Annotated in this window: 17 protein-coding genes; 3 read left to right on the plus strand and 14 right to left on the minus strand. The window is 30.8% G+C overall.

Going from position 1 to position 21,213, the window contains the following annotated elements:
• Nucleotides 1-177 precede the first annotated feature (177 nt).
• The gene (locus AXY43_RS07145) at nt 178-582 is read left to right on the plus strand and encodes an FMN-binding protein (protein WP_105411288.1); all 405 of its coding nucleotides are present in this window, start codon (nt 178-180) and stop codon (nt 580-582) included.
• Nucleotides 583-734: 152 nt separating this feature from the next.
• On the opposite strand, the gene AXY43_RS07150 is transcribed toward AXY43_RS07145, so the two are convergent.
• From AXY43_RS07150 to AXY43_RS07190, 11 genes are all read right to left on the minus strand, one after another.
• Nucleotides 735-1,208 carry a PTS sugar transporter subunit IIA gene (locus AXY43_RS07150; RefSeq protein ID WP_039773758.1) on the minus strand — a complete coding sequence of 158 codons (474 nt, stop codon included), beginning with the start codon at nt 1,206-1,208 and terminating at the stop codon, nt 735-737.
• Nucleotides 1,209-1,317: 109 nt separating this feature from the next.
• On the minus strand, nt 1,318-2,175 hold the full coding sequence (locus AXY43_RS07155) for a Cof-type HAD-IIB family hydrolase (RefSeq protein ID WP_039773757.1): 858 nt from the start codon (nt 2,173-2,175) through the stop codon (nt 1,318-1,320).
• A complete protein-coding gene (locus tag AXY43_RS07160) occupies nt 2,165-3,643 on the minus strand; it encodes a BglG family transcription antiterminator (protein ID WP_077868245.1) in 1,479 nt (492 codons plus the stop codon). Before AXY43_RS07160 ends, AXY43_RS07155 begins: the two co-directional genes overlap by 11 nt.
• A 220-nt stretch (nt 3,644-3,863) precedes the next feature.
• The gene (locus AXY43_RS27715; RefSeq protein ID WP_243099181.1) at nt 3,864-5,126 is read right to left on the minus strand and encodes a glycoside hydrolase family 3 C-terminal domain-containing protein; all 1,263 of its coding nucleotides are present in this window, start codon (nt 5,124-5,126) and stop codon (nt 3,864-3,866) included.
• A gap of 80 nt (nt 5,127-5,206) precedes the next feature.
• Nucleotides 5,207-6,010: a glycoside hydrolase family 3 protein gene (locus AXY43_RS27720; protein WP_243099182.1), complete on the minus strand. Its 804-nt coding sequence runs from the start codon at nt 6,008-6,010 to the stop codon at nt 5,207-5,209.
• A 12-nt stretch (nt 6,011-6,022) separates the two neighbouring features.
• Nucleotides 6,023-7,417: a sucrose-specific PTS transporter subunit IIBC gene (locus tag AXY43_RS07170; RefSeq protein ID WP_039773755.1), complete on the minus strand. Its 1,395-nt coding sequence runs from the start codon at nt 7,415-7,417 to the stop codon at nt 6,023-6,025.
• Entirely contained in the window at nt 7,410-8,783 is a 1,374-nt protein-coding gene (locus AXY43_RS07175) for a glycoside hydrolase family 32 protein (RefSeq protein ID WP_039773754.1), read from the minus strand. The genes AXY43_RS07170 and AXY43_RS07175 overlap by 8 nt, the downstream gene beginning before the upstream one ends.
• A gap of 665 nt (nt 8,784-9,448) precedes the next feature.
• Nucleotides 9,449-10,906, minus strand: coding sequence for an FAD-dependent oxidoreductase (locus AXY43_RS07180; RefSeq protein ID WP_023975214.1), 1,458 nt, complete (start codon nt 10,904-10,906; stop codon nt 9,449-9,451).
• Between the two features lie 60 nt (nt 10,907-10,966).
• Entirely contained in the window at nt 10,967-11,836 is an 870-nt protein-coding gene (locus AXY43_RS07185) for an NADH-ubiquinone oxidoreductase-F iron-sulfur binding region domain-containing protein (RefSeq protein ID WP_243099183.1), read from the minus strand.
• Nucleotides 11,837-11,850: 14 nt separating this feature from the next.
• Entirely contained in the window at nt 11,851-12,210 is a 360-nt protein-coding gene (locus AXY43_RS27725) for a hypothetical protein (protein ID WP_243099184.1), read from the minus strand.
• A 13-nt stretch (nt 12,211-12,223) separates the two neighbouring features.
• Nucleotides 12,224-14,332 (minus strand): FAD-dependent oxidoreductase, encoded by a 2,109-nt coding sequence (locus AXY43_RS07190; RefSeq protein ID WP_105411289.1) that lies wholly within the window; start codon nt 14,330-14,332, stop codon nt 12,224-12,226.
• A gap of 99 nt (nt 14,333-14,431) precedes the next feature.
• On the opposite strand from AXY43_RS07190, the gene AXY43_RS07195 reads away from it, so the two are divergent.
• Both AXY43_RS07195 and AXY43_RS07200 read left to right on the plus strand, forming a co-directional pair.
• Complete coding sequence (locus AXY43_RS07195) at nt 14,432-15,250, plus strand: MerR family transcriptional regulator (RefSeq protein WP_077831129.1); 819 nt, start codon at nt 14,432-14,434, stop codon at nt 15,248-15,250.
• A gap of 279 nt (nt 15,251-15,529) precedes the next feature.
• Nucleotides 15,530-16,351, plus strand: coding sequence for a methyl-accepting chemotaxis protein (locus AXY43_RS07200; RefSeq protein WP_023975218.1), 822 nt, complete (start codon nt 15,530-15,532; stop codon nt 16,349-16,351).
• Nucleotides 16,352-16,782: 431 nt separating this feature from the next.
• Here AXY43_RS07200 and AXY43_RS07205 read toward each other — a convergent pair whose 3' ends face one another.
• The 3 genes from AXY43_RS07205 to AXY43_RS07215 all read right to left on the minus strand — a co-directional run bounded on the left by AXY43_RS07205 (nt 16,783) and on the right by AXY43_RS07215 (nt 21,040).
• A complete protein-coding gene (locus tag AXY43_RS07205; protein ID WP_105411290.1) occupies nt 16,783-17,631 on the minus strand; it encodes a PRD domain-containing protein in 849 nt (282 codons plus the stop codon).
• Between the two features lie 90 nt (nt 17,632-17,721).
• Nucleotides 17,722-19,176, minus strand: coding sequence for a glycoside hydrolase family 1 protein (locus tag AXY43_RS07210; RefSeq protein WP_023975220.1), 1,455 nt, complete (start codon nt 19,174-19,176; stop codon nt 17,722-17,724).
• 19 nt (nt 19,177-19,195) lie between these two features.
• Nucleotides 19,196-21,040, minus strand: coding sequence for a beta-glucoside-specific PTS transporter subunit IIABC (locus AXY43_RS07215; protein ID WP_105411291.1), 1,845 nt, complete (start codon nt 21,038-21,040; stop codon nt 19,196-19,198).
• Between the last annotated feature and the right edge of the window lie 173 nt (nt 21,041-21,213).

A 21,213-nucleotide genomic window follows, 5' to 3' on the forward strand; every position in this document is an offset into this window, starting at 1 on the left:
GCTATTCTTAATCATAATAAAAAAATGCAACAATAATTTATCTTTAAAGTCTCAAACCCAATAATTTGGAAATTTATGATAAAATATTATTATGCGAAAAAGAAATATTATAAATTTAACAGAAGATGGAATTAGCCTTTTATTAGAATCTATTAAAAAGTAAAGGATGTATTTTATATGTTAAATGTAAAGAAAATATTATTAGGTGTAGTTTGTCTTATTGTTATCATAAGTATCATAGTTGGAGGAAAATATCTAATCTCTGTTAGAAATTATCAAAAAACAATTAAAGGATTAACAATTAACAACGTAGATTTATTGAAGATTCCCGATGGAAAATATATTGGTTCATACGATGTTAATTTAATTAGCGCAAAAGTTTCAGTTACAGTTAAAAATCACAAGATTGAAAATATAGATTTACTAGAACATAAAACCGATAGAGGCAAGCCTGCAGAGGTTATTCCAGACATGGTAGTTAAAGCACAAAGTTTGCAAGTAGATACTATTTCAGGAGCAACAAATAGCAGTAAAACAATTTTAAAGGCTATTGAAAACGCACTAAAGCCTAATCAAAAATAAAAATATATCAATAAAAGAGGCTGTAGATAGATTTCGTTTTTACACAAATTTATCTACAGCCCAAAGCATAATCTTTAAAATCGAATACGCATAATTTAGTTCCATATCCGTTATAAACATTCTATTTCACAGAACTTTTATCCCTCATTACCTTACTTAACAATATTGACTATGTTAGCTTGTCCTGCATCAACCTGTATATCGCCATTAACCAGTTCACATATCTCGCCACTAGTAAATATAACTATCACATCAGTTGATGGAACTTTATCTTTTATTTCTTCTATATCAAATTCCAAAAGCTTATCACCTATTTTTATCTTTTGCCCTTCTCTAACAAATGTTTTGAATCCTTTACCATTGAGTTTGACTGTATCAATACCAACATGAATTAGAATTTCAGCTCCATTATTTGCTTTTAGACCTATTGCATGCAAAGTTGGAAAAATCATTGATACTACACCAACTATAGGTGAATACACAACACCTTGTTTAGGCTCAATTGCAAAACCGTCACCTAAAGCTTTAGACGCAAATACCTCATCTATTACAGATGTTACTGGCTTTAGTTTTCCCTCCGTTGGTGACACTATTTTGAACTTTGTCCTATTAAATAAATTAAACATATTTTCCAGCCTTCCTTTTATAAACTACTTTTTTCTATATTTATTGCACCGCTAATTCCTATCTCTAGACTTTTGCACCACTTAGAAAATCATAAATACAATATATAAGTTAACTAAATTGCAAATTTTTATCTAAAATTCGCAATATTGCCTCTGCCGCTCCATTTTTATCATTGTCTAGTGTAATGAAATCTGCTTTAGCTTTAATATCTTCACTTGCATTTCCCATTGCAATGCCAATTCCCGCCATCTGAAGCATCTCTATATCATTATTATTATCTCCAATAGCAGCTATTTCCTTCAAATCTATTTCTAGCAATTCAGTTAGTTTCTCCAGACCAGCCCCCTTATTTGCGCTATGAATGTTAATCTCAAGATTATCCTCTACAGATGAGGTTATTTTAACTTTATCATTTATAGATACCAAACTATTATATACTTCATTTTTCATATCATCTTTTAAAAATGGAATATTTATTTTTTCTACACATTTTATCCATTCACATTCTGATCTATCATCAACTACCGAAAAAATATTCTTTATTAAATTATGACTGTCTGACATAAGATTTAAGCATTTTTCTGATAATCCATATTTAACGGGATTTATAAAAACCTCTTCATCTATATAAGCATTCCCGTTAGAATAAAACTCAACAACGATTGGATAATCCTTAATTATTTCAATTATCTTCTTTAAAATATCTATAGTAATAAAGTTAGAAAAAACTATTTCATTTTTTCTTAAATTTACTACAGCCGCTCCATTTGAAGATATTGCATATGTAATTTCCTCTATTGATTTTATCTCATCACATATTAATCCAACACTTCTCCCAGTTGCCAAAACCACCTGAACTCCCTTTTCAATCGCCATTTTAATTGCAGTAAGAGTTTTGTCACTTATATAACCACAACTGTTTAATACTGTCCCGTCTAAATCCAATGCTATAAGTTTAATCTTCATTTACACCTCCATGATAGTTTATTAAAAATTCCTGTATTCTCTTGATATTTTCTTCCTGCAATACATAGTTAATATAAATGATCTTAGTTTTACTTGGTAATGTAACATTAAATAACCGTATTGGCGTAAAGATCACATCTACATCTATGGAATACTGTCTTATATAATTTAAGGAGAAACTTCCTATGATTTCGATTTTATCACCACAGTAATTATTGATTTGTTTTGCCATGCTCGAAGCTGCACTTTGTCCAATATCACTTATTATTATTGCTTTTATTTTTGTTTGGGCAAACGCTCCCATATAAAGTATAATAAAACCCAATTCTTCTTCTTGAATCTTATAACCATACTTATCAAAAATTAGTTTATATAATATATCTGCCATTTCTGTTTGAAGCTTATATAATTCCTTTGCATTTCTTATAGATGCATTGTGCTCAAAATGTCCTTGTTCTGAACGATAAAGCATTTTATCTATATGTATGCTTAACATTTTCTTTAACTCTGGATTTTTTAAATAGCTACAATTATATTTTTTATCTACTATCGATAAAAATTCTTCTGTTAACTCCGCGATTTCTTTTCTTGGCTCCAATTTAACACATTCATCATATAATACTCTTTTAGTTAAAAGGCAATCTTTTAAAAAGTTTCTATCACACTCAGATATTCTAATATCATTTTGAATTAAAAGTCCCTCAATTTCATTTATAATATCTTCAAATACTTGAGGATACTGTCTACTAGTTTCTGGTTCTAAAAGTAATCCTGCCTTATTACGATATATCATTATAAATAAATCTAACAAAAATCCTTCTACCGATTTATCAATTAGAATCAAATTATTTTTATATAAAATAACCGGTAATTCCTTTTGCAAAATTTCATATATTTTGCTATATGACTCTCCAAACTGAAATTTCAAAACTTTATACATTAAAATAGATCCAAATGTTTTATAATTTAATGTTTCAGATAATATATGCCTTATGCTTCTTTCTTTTCCACGGAAATAGATGCCTTTTTTTGTTCTTTCAATATTAAGTCCATTAAAATTTCGTAAATATTCATCAATTTCCTTTAGAGTTTTTATCATTACTGTTTTTGATACATACATAATATCTGCTAAGTTCTGAACTGAAATAGGCTCTTTTATAAATGTCAAATATATAAAAGTAAATAAAAATCTTTCTCCAGGTGTTTCTGGCAATTCTACCTTCTTCAAACTCAAAATCATATTATTTAAAAATTCATAAAACTGAGTTCTCTCTCCCTTAAGAATAAAATAACCTCTAGCTGAAGACGAGTTTATCCTCATATCTTTATGTCTTAATATATCATTTATCTCATGTATTTCCATCCTGACAGTCCTTAAGCTGATACCTAACTTTTCCATAAATTCATTGGGTCGCACATATTCATTATGTAATAAATCTCTAAGCATAATTACTTGTCTTGATTTCATAAATCCTCCACTTTTATAATATAATCATCTTTTTTTGCTACAACATTAGATAATATGTTTTATGCATTTTTTCCTCCATATATTTGTTGTACAAGACTCTTTACTATATTATATACGAAAGATAGGTCACATGAAAAAATAGATATATATTTTAACAGTTCTTAAAAATATTTTTTAAAGAATTTCCCTCACCATAAATAATGAGGGAAATGCTTAAATTCTAATTAATTAATCTAATCTCAAAAGAAGTTCCTTCTGAAGAATCCTTTCCTAATGTAAATTCAAATAATCCTTCATCACTTTTATATTGATTTTCACCATTCCAATAGCGAAGATCTTTTTCATCGATGGTAAACTCTACAGTTTTTGTTTCATTAGGATTAATCATAATTTGTTTGTATTTAATTAACTGTTTAACTGGTCTTGAAATATCTGCAACTTTATCTCTCATATACAATTGTACTGTTTCTATACCAGTATACTTTCCAATGTTAGTAACATTAATACTACATGATATTCGCTCTTTTTTGCTTAGTTCTTTTTTACTTATATTTAAATTATCATACTTAAACTTCGAATATCCAAGCCCATATCCAAACGGAAATAGTGGCTCATTTGGGACATCTAAATATTGGGACTTATATCTTTTTTCGTTCTTAAGCAATTCTTTTGGTCTCCCTGTTGCTAAATTATTATAATAAACGGGAATTTGACCTACTCCTCTTGGAAAGCTCATAGTAAGCTTTCCACTTGGATTATAATCACCATATAGAATATCTGCAATTGCATTTCCACCTTCTGTTCCTGGGAACCAGCACTCTAAAACTGCATCGGCTTCGTCTATTACATTAGTAAGATCTAGTGGACGACCATTTATTAGAAGAACTATCAAAGGCTTGTTCAACTTTTTCATACAACGTAAAAGCCTTATTTGAGCTTCTGGAAGAGTTATATTGCTAACACATCCTGCTTCTCCGCTCTTTTCTTCTTCTTCTCCTAATGCTAATACAATAACATCTGCTCTTTTAGCTTTTTCTATTATTTCCTCTGATTTTTCTTTCGAAATTTCACTAAAGGATGTCGTTTCTACGCCTTCAAGCCTGATATTCTTATTTATTAATCCTTGTTCAATTGTAATTACATCATTAAGGTCTCCATCTAAAGACCATGGGCCTAATATTGATGAGCTACTTGCATATGGTCCAATTAATATTACATTTTTACTACGCTCCAAAGGCAATACATCGGAATTTTTTAATAACACTGCAGATTTAGAGGCTGCTTCTCTTGCTACCTTTCTGAAATCACTACATAACAATGTTTCCTTTTCTTTTTCATAAGAAATCCCTCTGTATGGATCTTCAAATAATCCGCACTCATTTTTAAGTAAAAGAATTCTCTCTACTGCATCATCTAATAGTTTTTCCATACTCTTATCTTTGCATAGTTCTGGTAAAGCTTCAAAATATGCTGTAGTAGCCATTTCAATATCTATTCCAGCTTTTAATGATAATTTTGCTGCATCTATACTATTTTCCGCTGTGCCATGAGGTATTAGTTCCTTTACTGCCCCCAGTCGGAGATCACGACACCTTCATATCCCCATTCTTCTCTTAATATTTTGCGCAAGAGCCATGTATTAGCAGTAGCTGGTATTCCATTTAATACATTAAAGGAAGACATTATTGATTTTGCTCCAGCTTTTATAGCTTCATAATAAGGTGGGAAATATTCATTTCTCAATCTGCATTCTGAAATATCAACTGTATTATAATCTCTTCCTCCCTCTGCAGCTCCATATGCCGCAAAATGTTTTACACAAGAAATTAAGGTATCTGGATCTTTTAAATCACCATTCTGATATCCTCGAACCATGGCTACTCCGAATATACTATTAAGAAGAGTATCTTCTCCAAAACTTTCAATAACTCTTCCCCATCTTGGATCCCTGACTATATCTACCATAGGCGAAAATGTTGCTTGATATCCTGAAGAACTGCCTTCTCTTGCTGCAACTCTTGCAGTTTTTTCTATTAATTCCTCATCCCATGAACATGAAAGTGCTAGCGGAATAGGAAATATAGTCTTAAATCCGTGTATAATATCATGCATAAAAAGTAGAGGAATTCCTAAACGGTTATTGTCTAAATACTCTTTTTGAATTTCAAACATCATCTTTGCATCTAATTTACCTAAAACAGTTCCTATCATCCATTTTTGCTCTTTTGTAAATTTAAGCTTAGAAACCGTTCCTGTTGCTGAAGTATTAGAATTATAATAATAACTTGTTCTGATTTGTGTTAATTGTCCTATTTTTTCTTCCAATGTCATCTTAGATAACAGAGTTTTTATCTCTTCATTTTTCATAAGCTTCCTCTCTTACTGCTCTTCTTTATCTTTATATCCAAACATGAATGTTAGCGCAAAGGCTACTCCAAAAGAAATCGCTATTACTAATATATATAATGGAAATTGATTATTTAAATAAAGAAGCATTCCTGGTAAAGCAGATATCCCCATACCAGTGGCTTTAAGTTTAAATAATGAAGCTAAAAATCCACCTACGCCTCCGCCAACAAGTCCCATTATAAACGGTTTTACAAATCTTAAATTGACACCGAATATAGCTGGTTCTGTAATTCCTAAAAGTGCTGATATTACTGATGGAAAAGATAAAGCTTTGATTTTTTTAGACTTTGTTTTCATACCTACTGCAAATGCTGCTCCAGCCTGTGCAGCTATTGCACAAGAACCTATAGGATTTACAAGATTCCAGTTTGTTTGAGCCAGCATCTGAATTTCAACAACACTTAATGCTTGGTGAATTCCTGTAACTACTATTAATTGAGATATTCCTCCCCAAATTAATCCACCTAATCCAAGAGGTAATGTAAATAACATTGTTACAACGTATACAAGAGAAACCTCAATTTCATGAGCAATAGGCCCAATAATTAATAATCCAAAAATTAATGTAAAAAGTAATGTCAAAAATGGTGTAAGTATTAAATCAAATGTATCTGATATTCTTTTTCTAAGCCAAATCTCAAATTTTGCTCCAATAAATCCTGCAAAGAAAGCTGGTAATACTGATGCCTGATATCCTGACATCTTAAGACCGAATAACACAAGTGGTTCAGCTGTTCCTTGAGCTACTGCCCAACCATTAGGAAGTGATGGGCTAACAAGCATAAGTCCTATCATAATACCAAGTATTGGTGTTCCCCCAAACTTTTTAAATGATGACCAGCAAATAAGAACTGGTAAAAATGCAAATGCTGTATCTGTTAATATTTGAGTAAATGTTAATAATGAACTAGGAATGCTTTCTGGTGTTAATCCAAAAATCGCCAATATCTGTTGTTGTAATAAAACGCCTCTAAGTCCCATAAACAATCCTGTAGCAACCATTGCTGGTATGATTGGTACAAATATATCAGAAAATATACGAATTGCTCTTTTAAATTTATTGTCACCTTGTTCTGCTACCATTTGGCTTTGTTCTGATTTTGATGTCCCAGATATGCCAAGATTACTTACTTGTTCAAATACCTTATTTACAGTTCCTGTACCAAAAATAATTTGATATTGTCCTGAAGTAAAGAAAAATCCTTTTACCTTCTCAATCTCTTCAACTACTTTATCATCAACTTTTTGTCTATCTTTAAGAATAAGTCTTAATCTTGTAGCACAGTGAGCCGCCGAAATAATATTATCTGCGCCTCCTACTGCTTCAATAACTTCTTTAGCGATCTTTTCATAATTATCACTCATTTATATTTTCCCCCTTATAATTCCATAAATTTAGTTTTAATTTTCCATTAGAATTTATTCGGATATCATTATCCTGAAAATACACTCTGCTAGAAATAACTTTTTCCCCTTCGTTTATAAATATTTCCACTGATGAGTTATCAATAAATACCCTAAGCATTTTTAAACTTTCGTTAACATTTAAGTATTTTTCATCAAACTCTCCTGTAAGCCAATTAAGTCTTTTAATATTTAATATCTTATCATTGGAATTGTAATGTAGTTTAAGCGCTCCTAATATAGTACAATTAAATTCATTTTCATCATCTAAAATGAATTCAATCTCTTTATAGTAATCCCTAACTTCTAGACTTATTTCTTCATTTTCTATATGTTTCTCAATTTTATCATTTCTTAAAGATTGTAATTCTTTAATTGGTTTCTGATATAACCAATTATTTTTATATATGAACTCTCTTGGATATGTAAAGCTGTGAAGCCATCCATCGTTTACAGATAACTGTGACATTTGATAGTCATATTCACCGCCCCCCATCCAAGACATATATAATGTTCGTTTATTTTCATCTACAAAAGATTGAGGTGCATAAAAATCAAATCCTTCATCTACTCTAATTCCTTCTTTATATGGTGTAAATGTTCCTTTTTCTTTTGAAAATTCACCACTCATCCATACTGCATGACAGCTATCTTTTTCTATTCCATTTTCTATCTTCTTCTCTTGCCTGCTGACAATTAAGATATATTCTTCTCCAAGGCGAATCATATCTGGACATTCGCACATATATCCCCAGTTCATAGTCTCTGGAAGCAAATTGCCTTTATAATTCCAATTGTATAAATCTTCTGACCAAAAAAGTGCTACATTTCCTTTCTTTTCACTGGTCTGTGCCCCTACTATCATCCACCATATATCTTCTTCTTCATCTTTCCAAACTTTTGGATCTCTAAAATGTGCTGTGTATCCTTCTGGCAGATAGATAACTGGTCCATGTTTTTGAAATGTAATTCCATCTTCTGAAGTTGCTAAACATTGATAAGTTTCTCTATCTCCATTTTCTTTTCTTACATTTCCTGTATAAAACAGATAGATTTTTTCATTAAATACAATTCCATTTCCAGAATAGCATCCATTTTTGTCATACCACATATCTGGCTTTAATGCTATCCCTTTGTCTTCCCAGTGAACTAAATCTTTAGAAACACAATGTCTCCAGCATTTTGCCCCTTGTGGTGTAACTTCTTCTAACCATTGATAAAAAGCATGATATGTTCCTTTGAATTGTACTAATCCATTTGGATCATTTAAAAAACCTGTTTTGGGTGCAACATGATGCTTAGGTTTTATCCTATTTTCTTTATCCATCTAATCTCTTCCTCCTTCCTCTTATCGTTTACACCTGTATTATATAACATAAGATCTCGCAAACAAAGTCGCTTATTTACCTCTAGAAGTGGCAAAATAAATATCATATGTTTTCACTTTTTTATCATGTTTATCTAAGAGTTTATACTTTTTACTAACTACTTATGTACAACGATCTTTTTATGTAGTCTCTACTAAATTGGACTTTAAGAAATACTAGGCATTCCAGAATCAATCAATATTATCAATAAGAGTATTTCTATAAATCTTTTAAAAGAAAGCCCCATGAAAATCTAAATTCTAGATTTTCATGGGGCTTATAGATATCCAATTTAAATATTTAACTTATTAGATAACCATATTTACAAAATTGCTTGAACTTTAAGCAAATCATAAATATATTTGTGTAGAAAACATTTGAAAATGAGCTGTTAAAGGTTCTTAGCTGTAGGTTGTTCCGTTTTAGCTTGTCAAACTGAAAGTTGGAGCATGCTAAAGTGGGTGCAACCTGCTGCTTAGAACCTTCAGCGATATTTTCATAGCTTTTCGGAATCAAAATATTTATGATTTCGGTAAATCATCACATGATTCTAAACTATATGTTGCCTATCTATAATAGATGAATTATACTATTTCAAATCCACCACAAAAGCAGTTAAGCTTTTCTATTCTTCTGTAAAGTGTTCTTTTATATATTGAACTGCATTTTCTCCTGCTATTCTACCTGAATTTACTGCAAATCCTAGAGTATTTCCTGGAAGTACAAACACATAGTCAGGATTACAGATAGAGTTTGCATCTGTTCCTGCTGCAAATAATCCTGGTATTACTTTATCTTCTTTGTCAATTACTTCTGTCTTATAATTGATTTTAATTCCACCTAAGCTTCCATATGCACTTGGAGCAAATTTTAAAGCATAGAATTTTGGACCAACTAATGGTTTTAGGTATTTTGGATTCTTATTAAATAATGTATCAGTTGATTTACAACATTCATTATATTCATTTAATGTCTTTGCAAGACCTTCTTTATCAATTCCTGCTTTTTCTGCTAATTCTTCAATTGAATCTGCTATAAATAAAACATCATTTCCATTTTTAATAAGATCATTCATTTCTTGTTTAAAATCATCCATACTTATATTAGAAGTAACAACATTGATTAAGTCTAAGCCATTTTTCTCATATTCTTTCATTATACTTTCGTCTATAATAGAGAAAGCTGTTCTATTTTTTTGTCTACAGATAGCATTAACTGAGAATACTGGATTTTCAACTACCGCTTCATCATAGAATCTTTCACCATCTAGATTTACGAAAAGATTTGGTTGTCTAAATGGAAGTTCAATTGGAGCATATCCACCTGTATTAGGTGCAAAGAAAACTAATTCCATATCCATTCTATCTCTTGCAGCTCCAGCATCCCATGCCATGCTGATTCCATCACCTGTAAGTCCTGGAATTCTATACGAAAATAAATCTTTTCCCCATTCGAATTTTGTATACTTATTAATAAATTCAGGACTGTCTCCAAATCCGCCTGTAGCAATAATTACAGCTGAACCATATGCTTCAATTTCACCATCTTTATCCTTTGCAACTACTCCTATAACTTCACCATCATCTTTTATTAAACTTTGAATTGGTGATTCTAAACAGATTTTAACACCTAATTCTTCTGCTCTGTCTGTCATTGCTTTAATCATTGTTGCAGCTGCTCTAAGTCCAGGTGCTCCTGTCTTTGGCTGAACAATATGCCAAGTTGCTTCTGAACCTGGGAAATATTTTGATGGTAGCGCAAATTTTACACCCATAGCCTCTAGCCACTCAATTGTACTTGCTGATTTATAAATATAATTTTTTACAAGCCTTGCATCTGATCTCCAGTGAGTATAATCCATGAATTTTTGAAATGCTCCCTCTCTTGTGCAATCAACAAGTCTTTCCTTTTGCATTTTAGTCTCTACTCCTAAAAGACCCATTGCCATATTAGCACATCCACCAGTAGTATTTGCTTTTTCAAATACTATAACTTCAGCTCCTTGTTCTGCAGCTGCAATTGCTGCTGCAAGCCCTGATGCTCCTCCACCTACGATAATTACATCTGATTCCATTTCACGCATATTTGTTACCTCCCAAATTTAATTATTGATTAAAAATATATATTAATTTTTGATTATGAGCTATTTTCTTCGTCTTCTTCCAAGTCCAAGGCCTTTCTTTTCGCCTAAAGCACCTTCATCAAAGCTCCCAACTTCTATTGGTTCTGCTGGCAATTTAGGTTTTACTGAGCTATATCTCTTTACTGCCTTTACGCTGCATATCTCTTCGCATTTTTTGCATTTATCACAACAATCCATATCAATTATATGAATTAAATTATTTCCACCTTTGATTGCTTTTTGAGGACAATCCATACAATCGCCACACCCATTACAAACCTTTGGATCTATAAAATAATTAGCATAAGCTATACAATTTAGTGTACTACAAATTTTTCTATCAATATGTTTTTCAAATTCATCTCTAAATTTATTAATAGCTGTATATAATGGATTAGAAGCAGTTCTTCCGAAATCGCATAAGGTTCCGATTTTGATTGTTTCACTTAACTGGATAGCTAAATTAATGTCACTCTCTTTACCTTTTCCTTCAGTTGCATCCTTAATGATTTTGTATAATTGGTAAATCCCTTCCCTGCAATATACGCATTTCCCGCATGTCTCTTTGCTGTTATCTAGCATTTTTTGAGTTACCCAATTCACAACACACGTATCTATATTATAAACTTCTATTTTTGATACTTCTAACATTGTCCCATTTTCCATCAAGTTTGAATATAAGAATGGAGTGTCTAATTCTTCTTCTGTGAAAACAGCACCTGTATTTCCGCCTACCTGCACAAATTTTATTGCTTTTTCAGATTCAGTTCCGCCGCCATATTCACTTATAATTTGCCTTAAAGATGTTCCAAATGGAATTTCATATATTCCAGAGTTTTTAACATCTCCAGTTATTGAAATAATCTTTTTAGGGATATAATTTTCTTCCAATGAATTCTTAAGTGCTACATTGTTTCTGCATTATGTACTAATGTTATTTCATTAAATACATCTTTTTCAAAAGCTTTCTTATTCCCAACTAGCACTACTTCTATTTCATATGATTCTAATTGCATTTTGAAATTACTATAACATTCACTAAGATAAATTTTAACTTTTTCTATTCCTAATTCCTTTTGGCATCTTTTAATTCCATCAATAACCTTACTTATGTGCTGTTCTAATAAATATCTCATATTTTCACTTTGACTATTATCTTCAATAAAAAGACACGCTAATTCTTCCCATTCCCTGCTTTGCCATCTATCTATGAGATTAGTATCTTTTATTCCATGTCCTGATATTTTTATATTTTCTGCTAGCATTTTTTCACCACCTTTACTTCACCTTATATTCAGTCCAGAATTTTGCCTTTGTAAGTTTTGGACGCAAATCACATTGAAGACATCTAGAAGCCTCACATTGTGCAGTTTTTGTATCAAATCCCACTGTCATTAAATTAAAATTATTTATTCTTTTATCAACCGGAACACATTTATAATGACTACATTCCTTTTTAGCAAAATCTTCTTCCATTCCTATCATTGGATCTAAAGGCTGTTCAGATGATAAGACTTCATCTATAACTCCATCTCCACCTAAATATTTATCAATACTTGATACAGCTTTTCTTGCTCCTGCTATTGCCTGAATTACAGATGCTGTTCCTGTCACTGCATCTCCAACAGCAAAGATTCCATCTTCATTAGTTTTATAACAATCGTCAATATTTACTAAGCCTCTTCCGTTAAGCTCGATTTCTTTAAATACTCCAAGGTCCGCTCTTTGGCCTGTTGCAAAAATTATCATTTCACCTTTGATTGAATGTTCTGAGTTTTCTTTTATATTTAATATCAATTTCTTATTTTCATCAAAGTGGAAATCTTCAACTTCCTGACACACTATCCCAGAAGCATTTCCATCATTATCTTCAATTTTTACAAAAGTTCTGCTATTGTAAATTTGAATTCCTTCTTCAATTGCTTCTTCGATTTCTTCATCGCTAGCAGTCATGTTTCCCTTTCCTTCTAAACAAACAACTGCAACACTTTCAGCTCCTAATCTCTTTGCTGATCTTGCACAATCAAATGCCACATTTCCGCCACCCAAAACAACAACTGATTTCTTCATTTCAATGTCTATATCTATCAAATCTCTTCTTAAAAAATCAATATTTACATATACATCTTTCAAATCAGACCCAGGGATTGGAATTCTTACACCTTTATCTGTTCCTATAGCAATTACAACTGCATCATAATTCTCTTTTAATTCTTTTAAAGATTCTACCTTACTGTTAGTAATAATATTTACTCCTGCTTCGCGAATTACATCTATTTCAGATTCTACAACTTCTTTAGGAAGACGATAATCTGGAATACCTGCTGATAGCATCCCTCCTGCTACTGGGAGCTTTTCATATACATCTACTGCATGTCCAAGTTTTGCAAGATAGTAAGCTGTTGTAAGCCCTGCTGGCCCTGATCCAATAATTGCAGCTTTCTTGTCAGTTTTATCCTTTTTAAATGATTTATCTTTCCACTTATAAGAATCAGTTTCAGCTGCAAATCTTTTTAATTCACGTATTGAAACTGCTCCATTTATATCTTTTCTTCTACATGCAGATTCACAAAAACGCATGCATACAAGACCTAATGATTTTGGAAATGGTGCTTTTTCACGAATTACTGCTGCTGCTTCATCAAAATTTCCGTCCTTTATGTAACGAACATATTTAGGAACATTAATTCCTGCTGGACATTCATGCTTACATGGAACTAATACATCATCTCTATTTCCATCTTTGAATACACCTTTTTTATCTTGAAGAGCTCCTGTTGGACATACTTCAACACAAGCCCCACAAAAACGGCAGTTTGCATCTGATAATGATAATCCATTTTTAACTCCAACATAAATTCTATCTTCTTCATTTTTATCATAATCTAAAATTCCAACACCTCTGATATCATGGCAAGCTCTTACACATCTGCCACATGCTACACATCGGTTTAAGTCTCTAATAATTAATGGGTTTTCTGTTTCAACAGGAACAGCATTAAGAGTTCTTCTTAATCTTGAAGTACTGACACCTAAATATTGAATTAATGATTGCAATTCGCATTTTAAATACTTTGGACATGTAGTACAATCGTCTACATGGTTAGCAAGCATAAGTTCCATTGACAATCTTCTCATCTCATCAAGTTTTTCTGATTTTGTTTTAACAATCATTCCTTCTTCAATTTTCGTTGTACATGCTGTTTGTATATCATTTTTTCCTGATATTTCAACTACACATAATTTGCATCCTCCAACATCATGAAGATCTGGATGATGGCAAAGATGTGGAATATAAATATCAGCATCTTCAGCTACTTGCATAATTGTTTTATTTTCATCAGCGCATAATTCTATATTATCTATTATGACTTTTATACTACTCATGTTAACCTCCAATTTTCTTGACTCTTGTACAAAAATTACTTTATACTATTAATATAAACGTTGCCATAATGGTAAAGTCAATAGTGGAGTGTGAAAAAAATGACAAATCTATATACAATCGGAGAAGTATCTCGCTATATGAATATATCAACTAAGATATTGCGTCATTATGACCATTTAAATTTGCTAAAACCTTGCTATATTTCACCAGACACTAAATATAGATATTTTAGTTATGATCAACTTTTTATAATCGATGTGATTCGATATTTAAATAAAACTCTGTTAATTCCATTAGAAGATATCAAAAATATACTTGATGAAAATAAGGATTATGATAAACTATTAACATTTTTAGAGTCTCATAAGGAACAGTTAGATAAAAAGATAGCTGCTATCGAATATTCAAAACAGCTTACAGATAGTATGATATCTGATATAAAAGAATTAAAGAAATCTCCCAAAAAAATTGAAATATATGAACAATATCTAATGAGCAGAAACTTTTATTATCTTGAGCTCAACACCTCTATTTATGATATCGATAAATATGTAAATAGACATATAACTAATATAACTAATATAGATATTACAGAACATAATACTATGTGTTTATTATTCTCCTTATCCGAATATATGAAGACTAAAAATTTAAATGTCAAAGGTTTCGGTGTATTCTCTGAGAAAAAAATTCCTCAGTTAAAATTTAAAAATTTGCGTGAAGGTCGTTATATTAATCAAAGTTTTATTTATTCAGAAGAAAACACTATGTCTGCAATAAACAACATAACTAAATATGCTGATATAAAAAATATGAAACTTGATGATACAGCTTTTTTAGTCTCAAAGATGGTAGATTTATCTGTTTCCTCAAAGTATGACTATTTAATGGAACTTCAAATAATGCATCATATGTAAATATTCCAACTAAGAGCTGAACTTATGTATATGGCTCGCCGAAATAGGTATTATGCTGTTATTCCAGTTTCTAATGAAACATTTCACAAAAGCATAATTCTTATTTCTAGTTGAGATATATTTCTTGGTGTAAATCTAACTTATAATTAGTTTATCTATATGTAAAACTAATATTTCTGCATTTTATACAAAAAATTTCATTTTATTACATTATTTATGGAATTTGTATAATTATGTTGTATAATATGAAATAACTAATTAATTATAAGGGGAGATAATATGAACAGAGAAATAATCAACTCACTAAAAGATGTACTTCCATTACTTAAAGACATGCTTAGAGAAGATATAGCCATATCAATTACAGACACTGAAAAATTTATAGCTTATTATCCTAATGAAAAAATACCAATGAAATTAAGTGTAAACGATAGGATCCAAGAAGGTGATCCATACCTTGAAGCTATGAGGACTAAGAGAGTTACTTCAAATATTTTACCAAAAGAGATATTTGGATTTGTATTCCAGGGTATATGCTATCCACTTATTGATGATAATGGAAATGTCTTTGGAGCTGTTGGTGTTGCAAAAAGCCTTGAAAAGCAGGCAATTATTCAGGATTCTTCAGAAAACATTTTCAATTCTATGGAGCAAACTAATGCGGGTCTTGAAGAAATAGCAAGTTCTTCTCAAAAATTGGCCTCAACTATAACTAACGTAGTAAATTATACAAAAGCTACTAATAAAAAGTTAGAAGATATAGATTCAATACTTATATCAATTCAAAATATTGCTTCTCAATCTAATTTGCTAGCGTTAAATGCCGCTATAGAAGCTGCTAGAGCAAGTGATGCTGGCCGTGGATTTAGTGTAGTTGCAAACGAAATGAAAAAATTAGCACTACTTAGTAGTGAGTCAGGTAAGAAAATATCAGACATTATGTCTCAAATAAAAGAATCAATTTTACATATAGAAAGTGAAATATCAGAATCAAGCTTAGCTGCTGATTCACAGGCTGCTGCTACAGAAGAAATAACTGCTTCCATTGGAGAAATAACCAGCTCCACTGAAAAATTAAAAAACATTGCAACAATAAAATAATTTAAATTTATTTATCAATATCCGACTTTAAAACTAGACTTATGTAGTAACTTACCGAAATCATAAATATTTTGATTCCGAAAAGCTATGAAAATATCGCTGAAGGTTCTAAGCAGCAGGTTGTATCCACTTTAGCATGCTCCAACTTTCAGTTTGACAAGCTAAAATGGAACAACCTACAGCTAAGAACCTTTAACAGCTCATTTTCAAATGTTTTCTCCACAAATATATTTATGATTTCTAGTGAAGATATGAACTTAAAGTTTTAGCAACTTTGTAAATATATTTATCTAATAATAAAAATACAGTAAAGCCTTATTTATAAACTTTACTGTATTTTATACAAGCTATTTCATATACTACATATCAATAATTTTTTCGTAAAATCACCTTAATTATTTCGTAAGTTGAATCCAAATAATACTGTATACTTATTTATTTATTTCATTATAAGCTTGTAATCTATTTATATGAACAGCTAAATAGGTTAATTCATCTTTAGGAATAACTCCATCATAAACCTTTTTTATATAATCCTTTATTTTAAAAGCAATCTCCATTGCTTCTGGATATAATGTTGCTATTTGTTCAAACATAGTATCATTTTCGTCTCTCAACATTTCACTATTAAAAAACCTTTCTGTAAAAAATTTAACATGTGTAATGAAACGCTGATAGTGAATTCCTTCCATCTTTAAGTCACTGCCAATTGAATACCTTACCAAATTAACAATTCCACCTATCATTTTAGCATATTTCATACTATCTCTTGAGTCATTACTTTGCGATTGAGCATTTATTATGTGAAATGCAATATTGGCAGCCTCTTCTTCAGGTAGTCTAATCCCTATCAATTCATTTAAAAGATTTAAAGCATATTCTCCAATTTTAAATTCCTCAGAATAATAATTTTTTATTTCCCAATAAACACGGTTTGTTATATTAATATTTTTCTTTGCTCTCTCTACTGCAAAATTTAAATGATCACTTAATGTAAAATATATGCTCATATTAAGCTTAGAATCTAGCTCTTTTTCAGCTTTTGAAACAATTTTTTGAGTTATATCAAGATATATTGGGGGAATTGAATCCAATAATTTTAAGTATTCATTTATTTGAATGTTTTCTACAGGCATAAAAATTTGATCTATACTCTTTTTTTCAACGATATCTCCATTTTTTTTATTGTAGCCTATACCTTTTCCTAAACAAATGAATTCTTTGTTATTCTCGTCAATAGCTAAAATGACACTAGAATTAAGTACTTTTTTTATTTTCATAATCATTCCCCCTACTAGGGATGTTCAAAGAAATACCAAGTCAGTATGCTAGTATATTTGACTTGTTATTTTCTTTCACATCCCTTATCTTTATTCTAAAATTTCTCCATTTGTTTTTATAACATTTTTATACCAGAAAAAAGAATCTTTCTTTTTTCTTTCCAATGTTCCATTTCCTTCATCATCTTGATCAACATATATAAATCCATATCTCTTGCTCATCTGAGAAGTTGAAACACTTATACAGTCAATAGGTGCCCAGCTGGTATATCCTATTAAATCAACACCCATTTCCACAGCTTTCTTCATTTCTCTTATATGTTCTCTGAAATAATCAATTCTATAGGAATCATTAATAGTTCCATCTTCTTCAATTACATCCTTAGCTCCCATACCATTTTCTACTATAATTAATGGAATTCTATATCTATCATATAGTTCAATTAATGATATTCTAAGACCTACAGGATCTATCTGCCAGCCCCATTCTGTAGAAGGCAGATAAGGATTCTTCACTCCCATTATAGTATTTCCAGATGCCTTTTCTTTAGTCGTATCCGCAGACTCTGTTCTAGACATATAGTAACTAAAAGATAGATAATCAGCAGTGTTCTCCTTTAAAATTTTTTCATCATTTTCTTCTATTTTAATTTTAATTCCATTATTTTTCAAGAAGGTTTTATATAATCTAGGATATTCTCCAAATATCTGAATATCAGCATGAACATGATTTCCTAAATTACTATTTAACGAAAGCAATACATCTTCTGGATTACAAGTATTAGGATATGTTGTAAGCTTTGTTAACATACATCCCATTTTACTGTCTTTAATGATTTTTCTGCATTCCTTTGTTGCTAAAGCTGCTGCAACATATTGGTGATGCAAAGCTTGATAAACAGCTTCATTAAGCTTTCCTTCTGCACATTTATCTGGAATAATTCCTGCTGTTGTAAATGGATGTCTTCCAACACTGTCTATTTCATTAAAGGTCAACCAATACTTAGCATATTCTCCGAAAGACTCAAAACACACTTTTGCAAACTTAACAAAATAATCAATTAATTTTCGCTCTACCCAGCCATTGTATTTCAAACTTAGATGCAAAGGCATTTCATAGTGTGATAATGTTACAATTGGTTCAATATTATGTTTCTTAAGTTCTTTAAACATATTTTCATAATATTTAATTCCTTCTTGATTAGGTTCACTTTCTTCTCCTGTTGGAAAAATTCTTGTCCACGCAATAGAAATTCTTAGAGCCTTAAATCCCATTTCAGCAAACAAAGCGATATCCTCTTTATAATGATGATAAAAATCAATTCCTCTTCTCTTTGGAAAGAATTTCGTAGTTTGATCTTCTATAGCTTCTTCAATCATTTTAGTAGTAACCTTATTATGACCAGCATAATCTTCTACACTAAGATTTGGCTTATAACTTGCTACATCAGCTACAGACATTCCTTTCCCATCAGCATCAAAGGCCCCTTCTACTTGATTAGCTGAGATTGCTCCACCCCATAAAAAATCTTCTCTAAATGACATTTTATACATCAACTCCTATCTAATTTATTGTAAATACTTTATCGCTCTTATTAACTTTTTTACTTTCTATAGTTTCTATCTTAGCATCTGGTCTATTTGTAATAATTACTGAAGTTACTGTATCAAATCCTTCTGCAATAATTTTATCTAAGTCAAAGCTTAATAATAAATCCCCTTGCTTTACACTCTTTCCAACAGTAACTTCTGGGTTGAAATATTTTCCTTTTAAATTCACTGTCTCCAATCCTACATGAAATAAAATTTCAGTACCATCTTCTGACTTCATTGCTAAAGAATGTTTTGTTTCAAAGACCATTTCAATTGTACCATCTATTGGAGCATATAGTTCTCCACTAGATGGAATTATTGCAAAGCCTTCGCCCATTAATTTATTAGAAAACACATCATCTTTTACTTCACTTAAAGGGATTAATTCCCCTTCTAGCGGTGCATTAAATTCTTCTTTTTTATTCTCGATTTTTACATCTTCTTCATTCTCGATTTTTACCTCTTCCTTATTACTAGGTGCTTGTTCTTTCCATAAAACTGCTACAGCAATAAATGAAGCTACAAATGAAATTCCTAATCCTATTATTGCATTCATCAGATTATTTGGTAATGTTTCAGAAATAAACATAGATAAACTTGCGATTCCAGGGCCTACTGCTACATATGCTTCAACAGCTTGAATTCCTAAAAAAGCACCTCCTATAAAAGACCCAACCATTACACCATAAAGTACACGTTTATGTAAGATTGTAACACCATATAATGCTGGTTCAGTAATTCCAAATAGTGCTGATATACCTGCTGATACAGCAGTAGATCTTAATGCTTTATCTTTTGTACGAATACTTACCGCAAAACATCCGCCAGCTTCTGAAATATTATGTGCGAGTGACGCAGCATTATATATTAATTCTCTTCCTGATTGACCTAAAGAAGTTATAACGTAAGGAATCATTGCTTTATGCATACCTGTAACAACCATAAATGGTAAAAATGCTGCTAAAATTGCTACTGCTAACCATCCAAATTTACCAAAAATAAATAATATTACGCCTGCAAACCCTTGACCAAAATTATAACCTATAGGTCCAAGAAGAAGTAAAGTTATTGGTACAGTTATAAGTAATGACATCATTGGAACAAAAAAGCTACGGATAACCTTTGGGCTAATTTTATTAAAGAATTTTTCTAACTGTGAATACAATAATACGCATAATATTGCTGGGAAAACTTGGTATGCATAGTTTATATTCTGCACTGGTATATTAAAAAATAAAGTTCCATCTCCAAGCATCTTAGCTAAATTAGGTGTTAACAGTGCTGCAACAGCAGATACTGCAACTAATGGATTTACCTTCATTTTATTAGCAGTTGTAAATGCTACTAATAGTGGTAAGAAATATAATGGTGCATCACCAACAAAATTTAATATCTTATATGTAGGTGTAGTATTTGATAGAATTCCGAGCATATTAAAAAGCATTAAAAGTGACTTTAAAATACCACCTCCAGCTATAGCTGGAATCAATGGCTGGAATACACTTATAACAAAGTCTAAAATTATTGCGCCTACTTTTCTTTTCTCTTTATTATTGTTAGTACTTGTTTCTTTATCAGAAATAAGCTTTTTAACCTCATCATATACTTCTACAACAGCATTTCCAATAATTACTTGACATTGTACATTTTGTTTAACAGCAATTACCTCCGGAATACTTTCAAGATCTTTAATTTTTACCTTGCTATTATCAATAAGGTTAAATCTTAATCTTGTTGAGCAGTGTTCTAAATGTTCAACATTTTCATCTCCACCTACTGCTTTTAATATTTTCGCTGCTACTTCTTTGTAACTCATATTATTTGTCTCCTCTCATTAAATAATGTTCACAGACTTTTTTATTTGGCCAAGATAAAAAAGGACTCAAATAAACTAATATACTTTATTAGCTTATTCAAGTCCTGCCTGCATTACCAGTCACATGCCTGATATTTATATTCTTTTTATGTTATGACTGAATTATACCACGA

The sequence above is a fragment of the Clostridium sp. MF28 genome (genome assembly GCF_002969175.1).
Lineage (GTDB): Bacteria > Bacillota > Clostridia > Clostridiales > Clostridiaceae > Clostridium > Clostridium beijerinckii.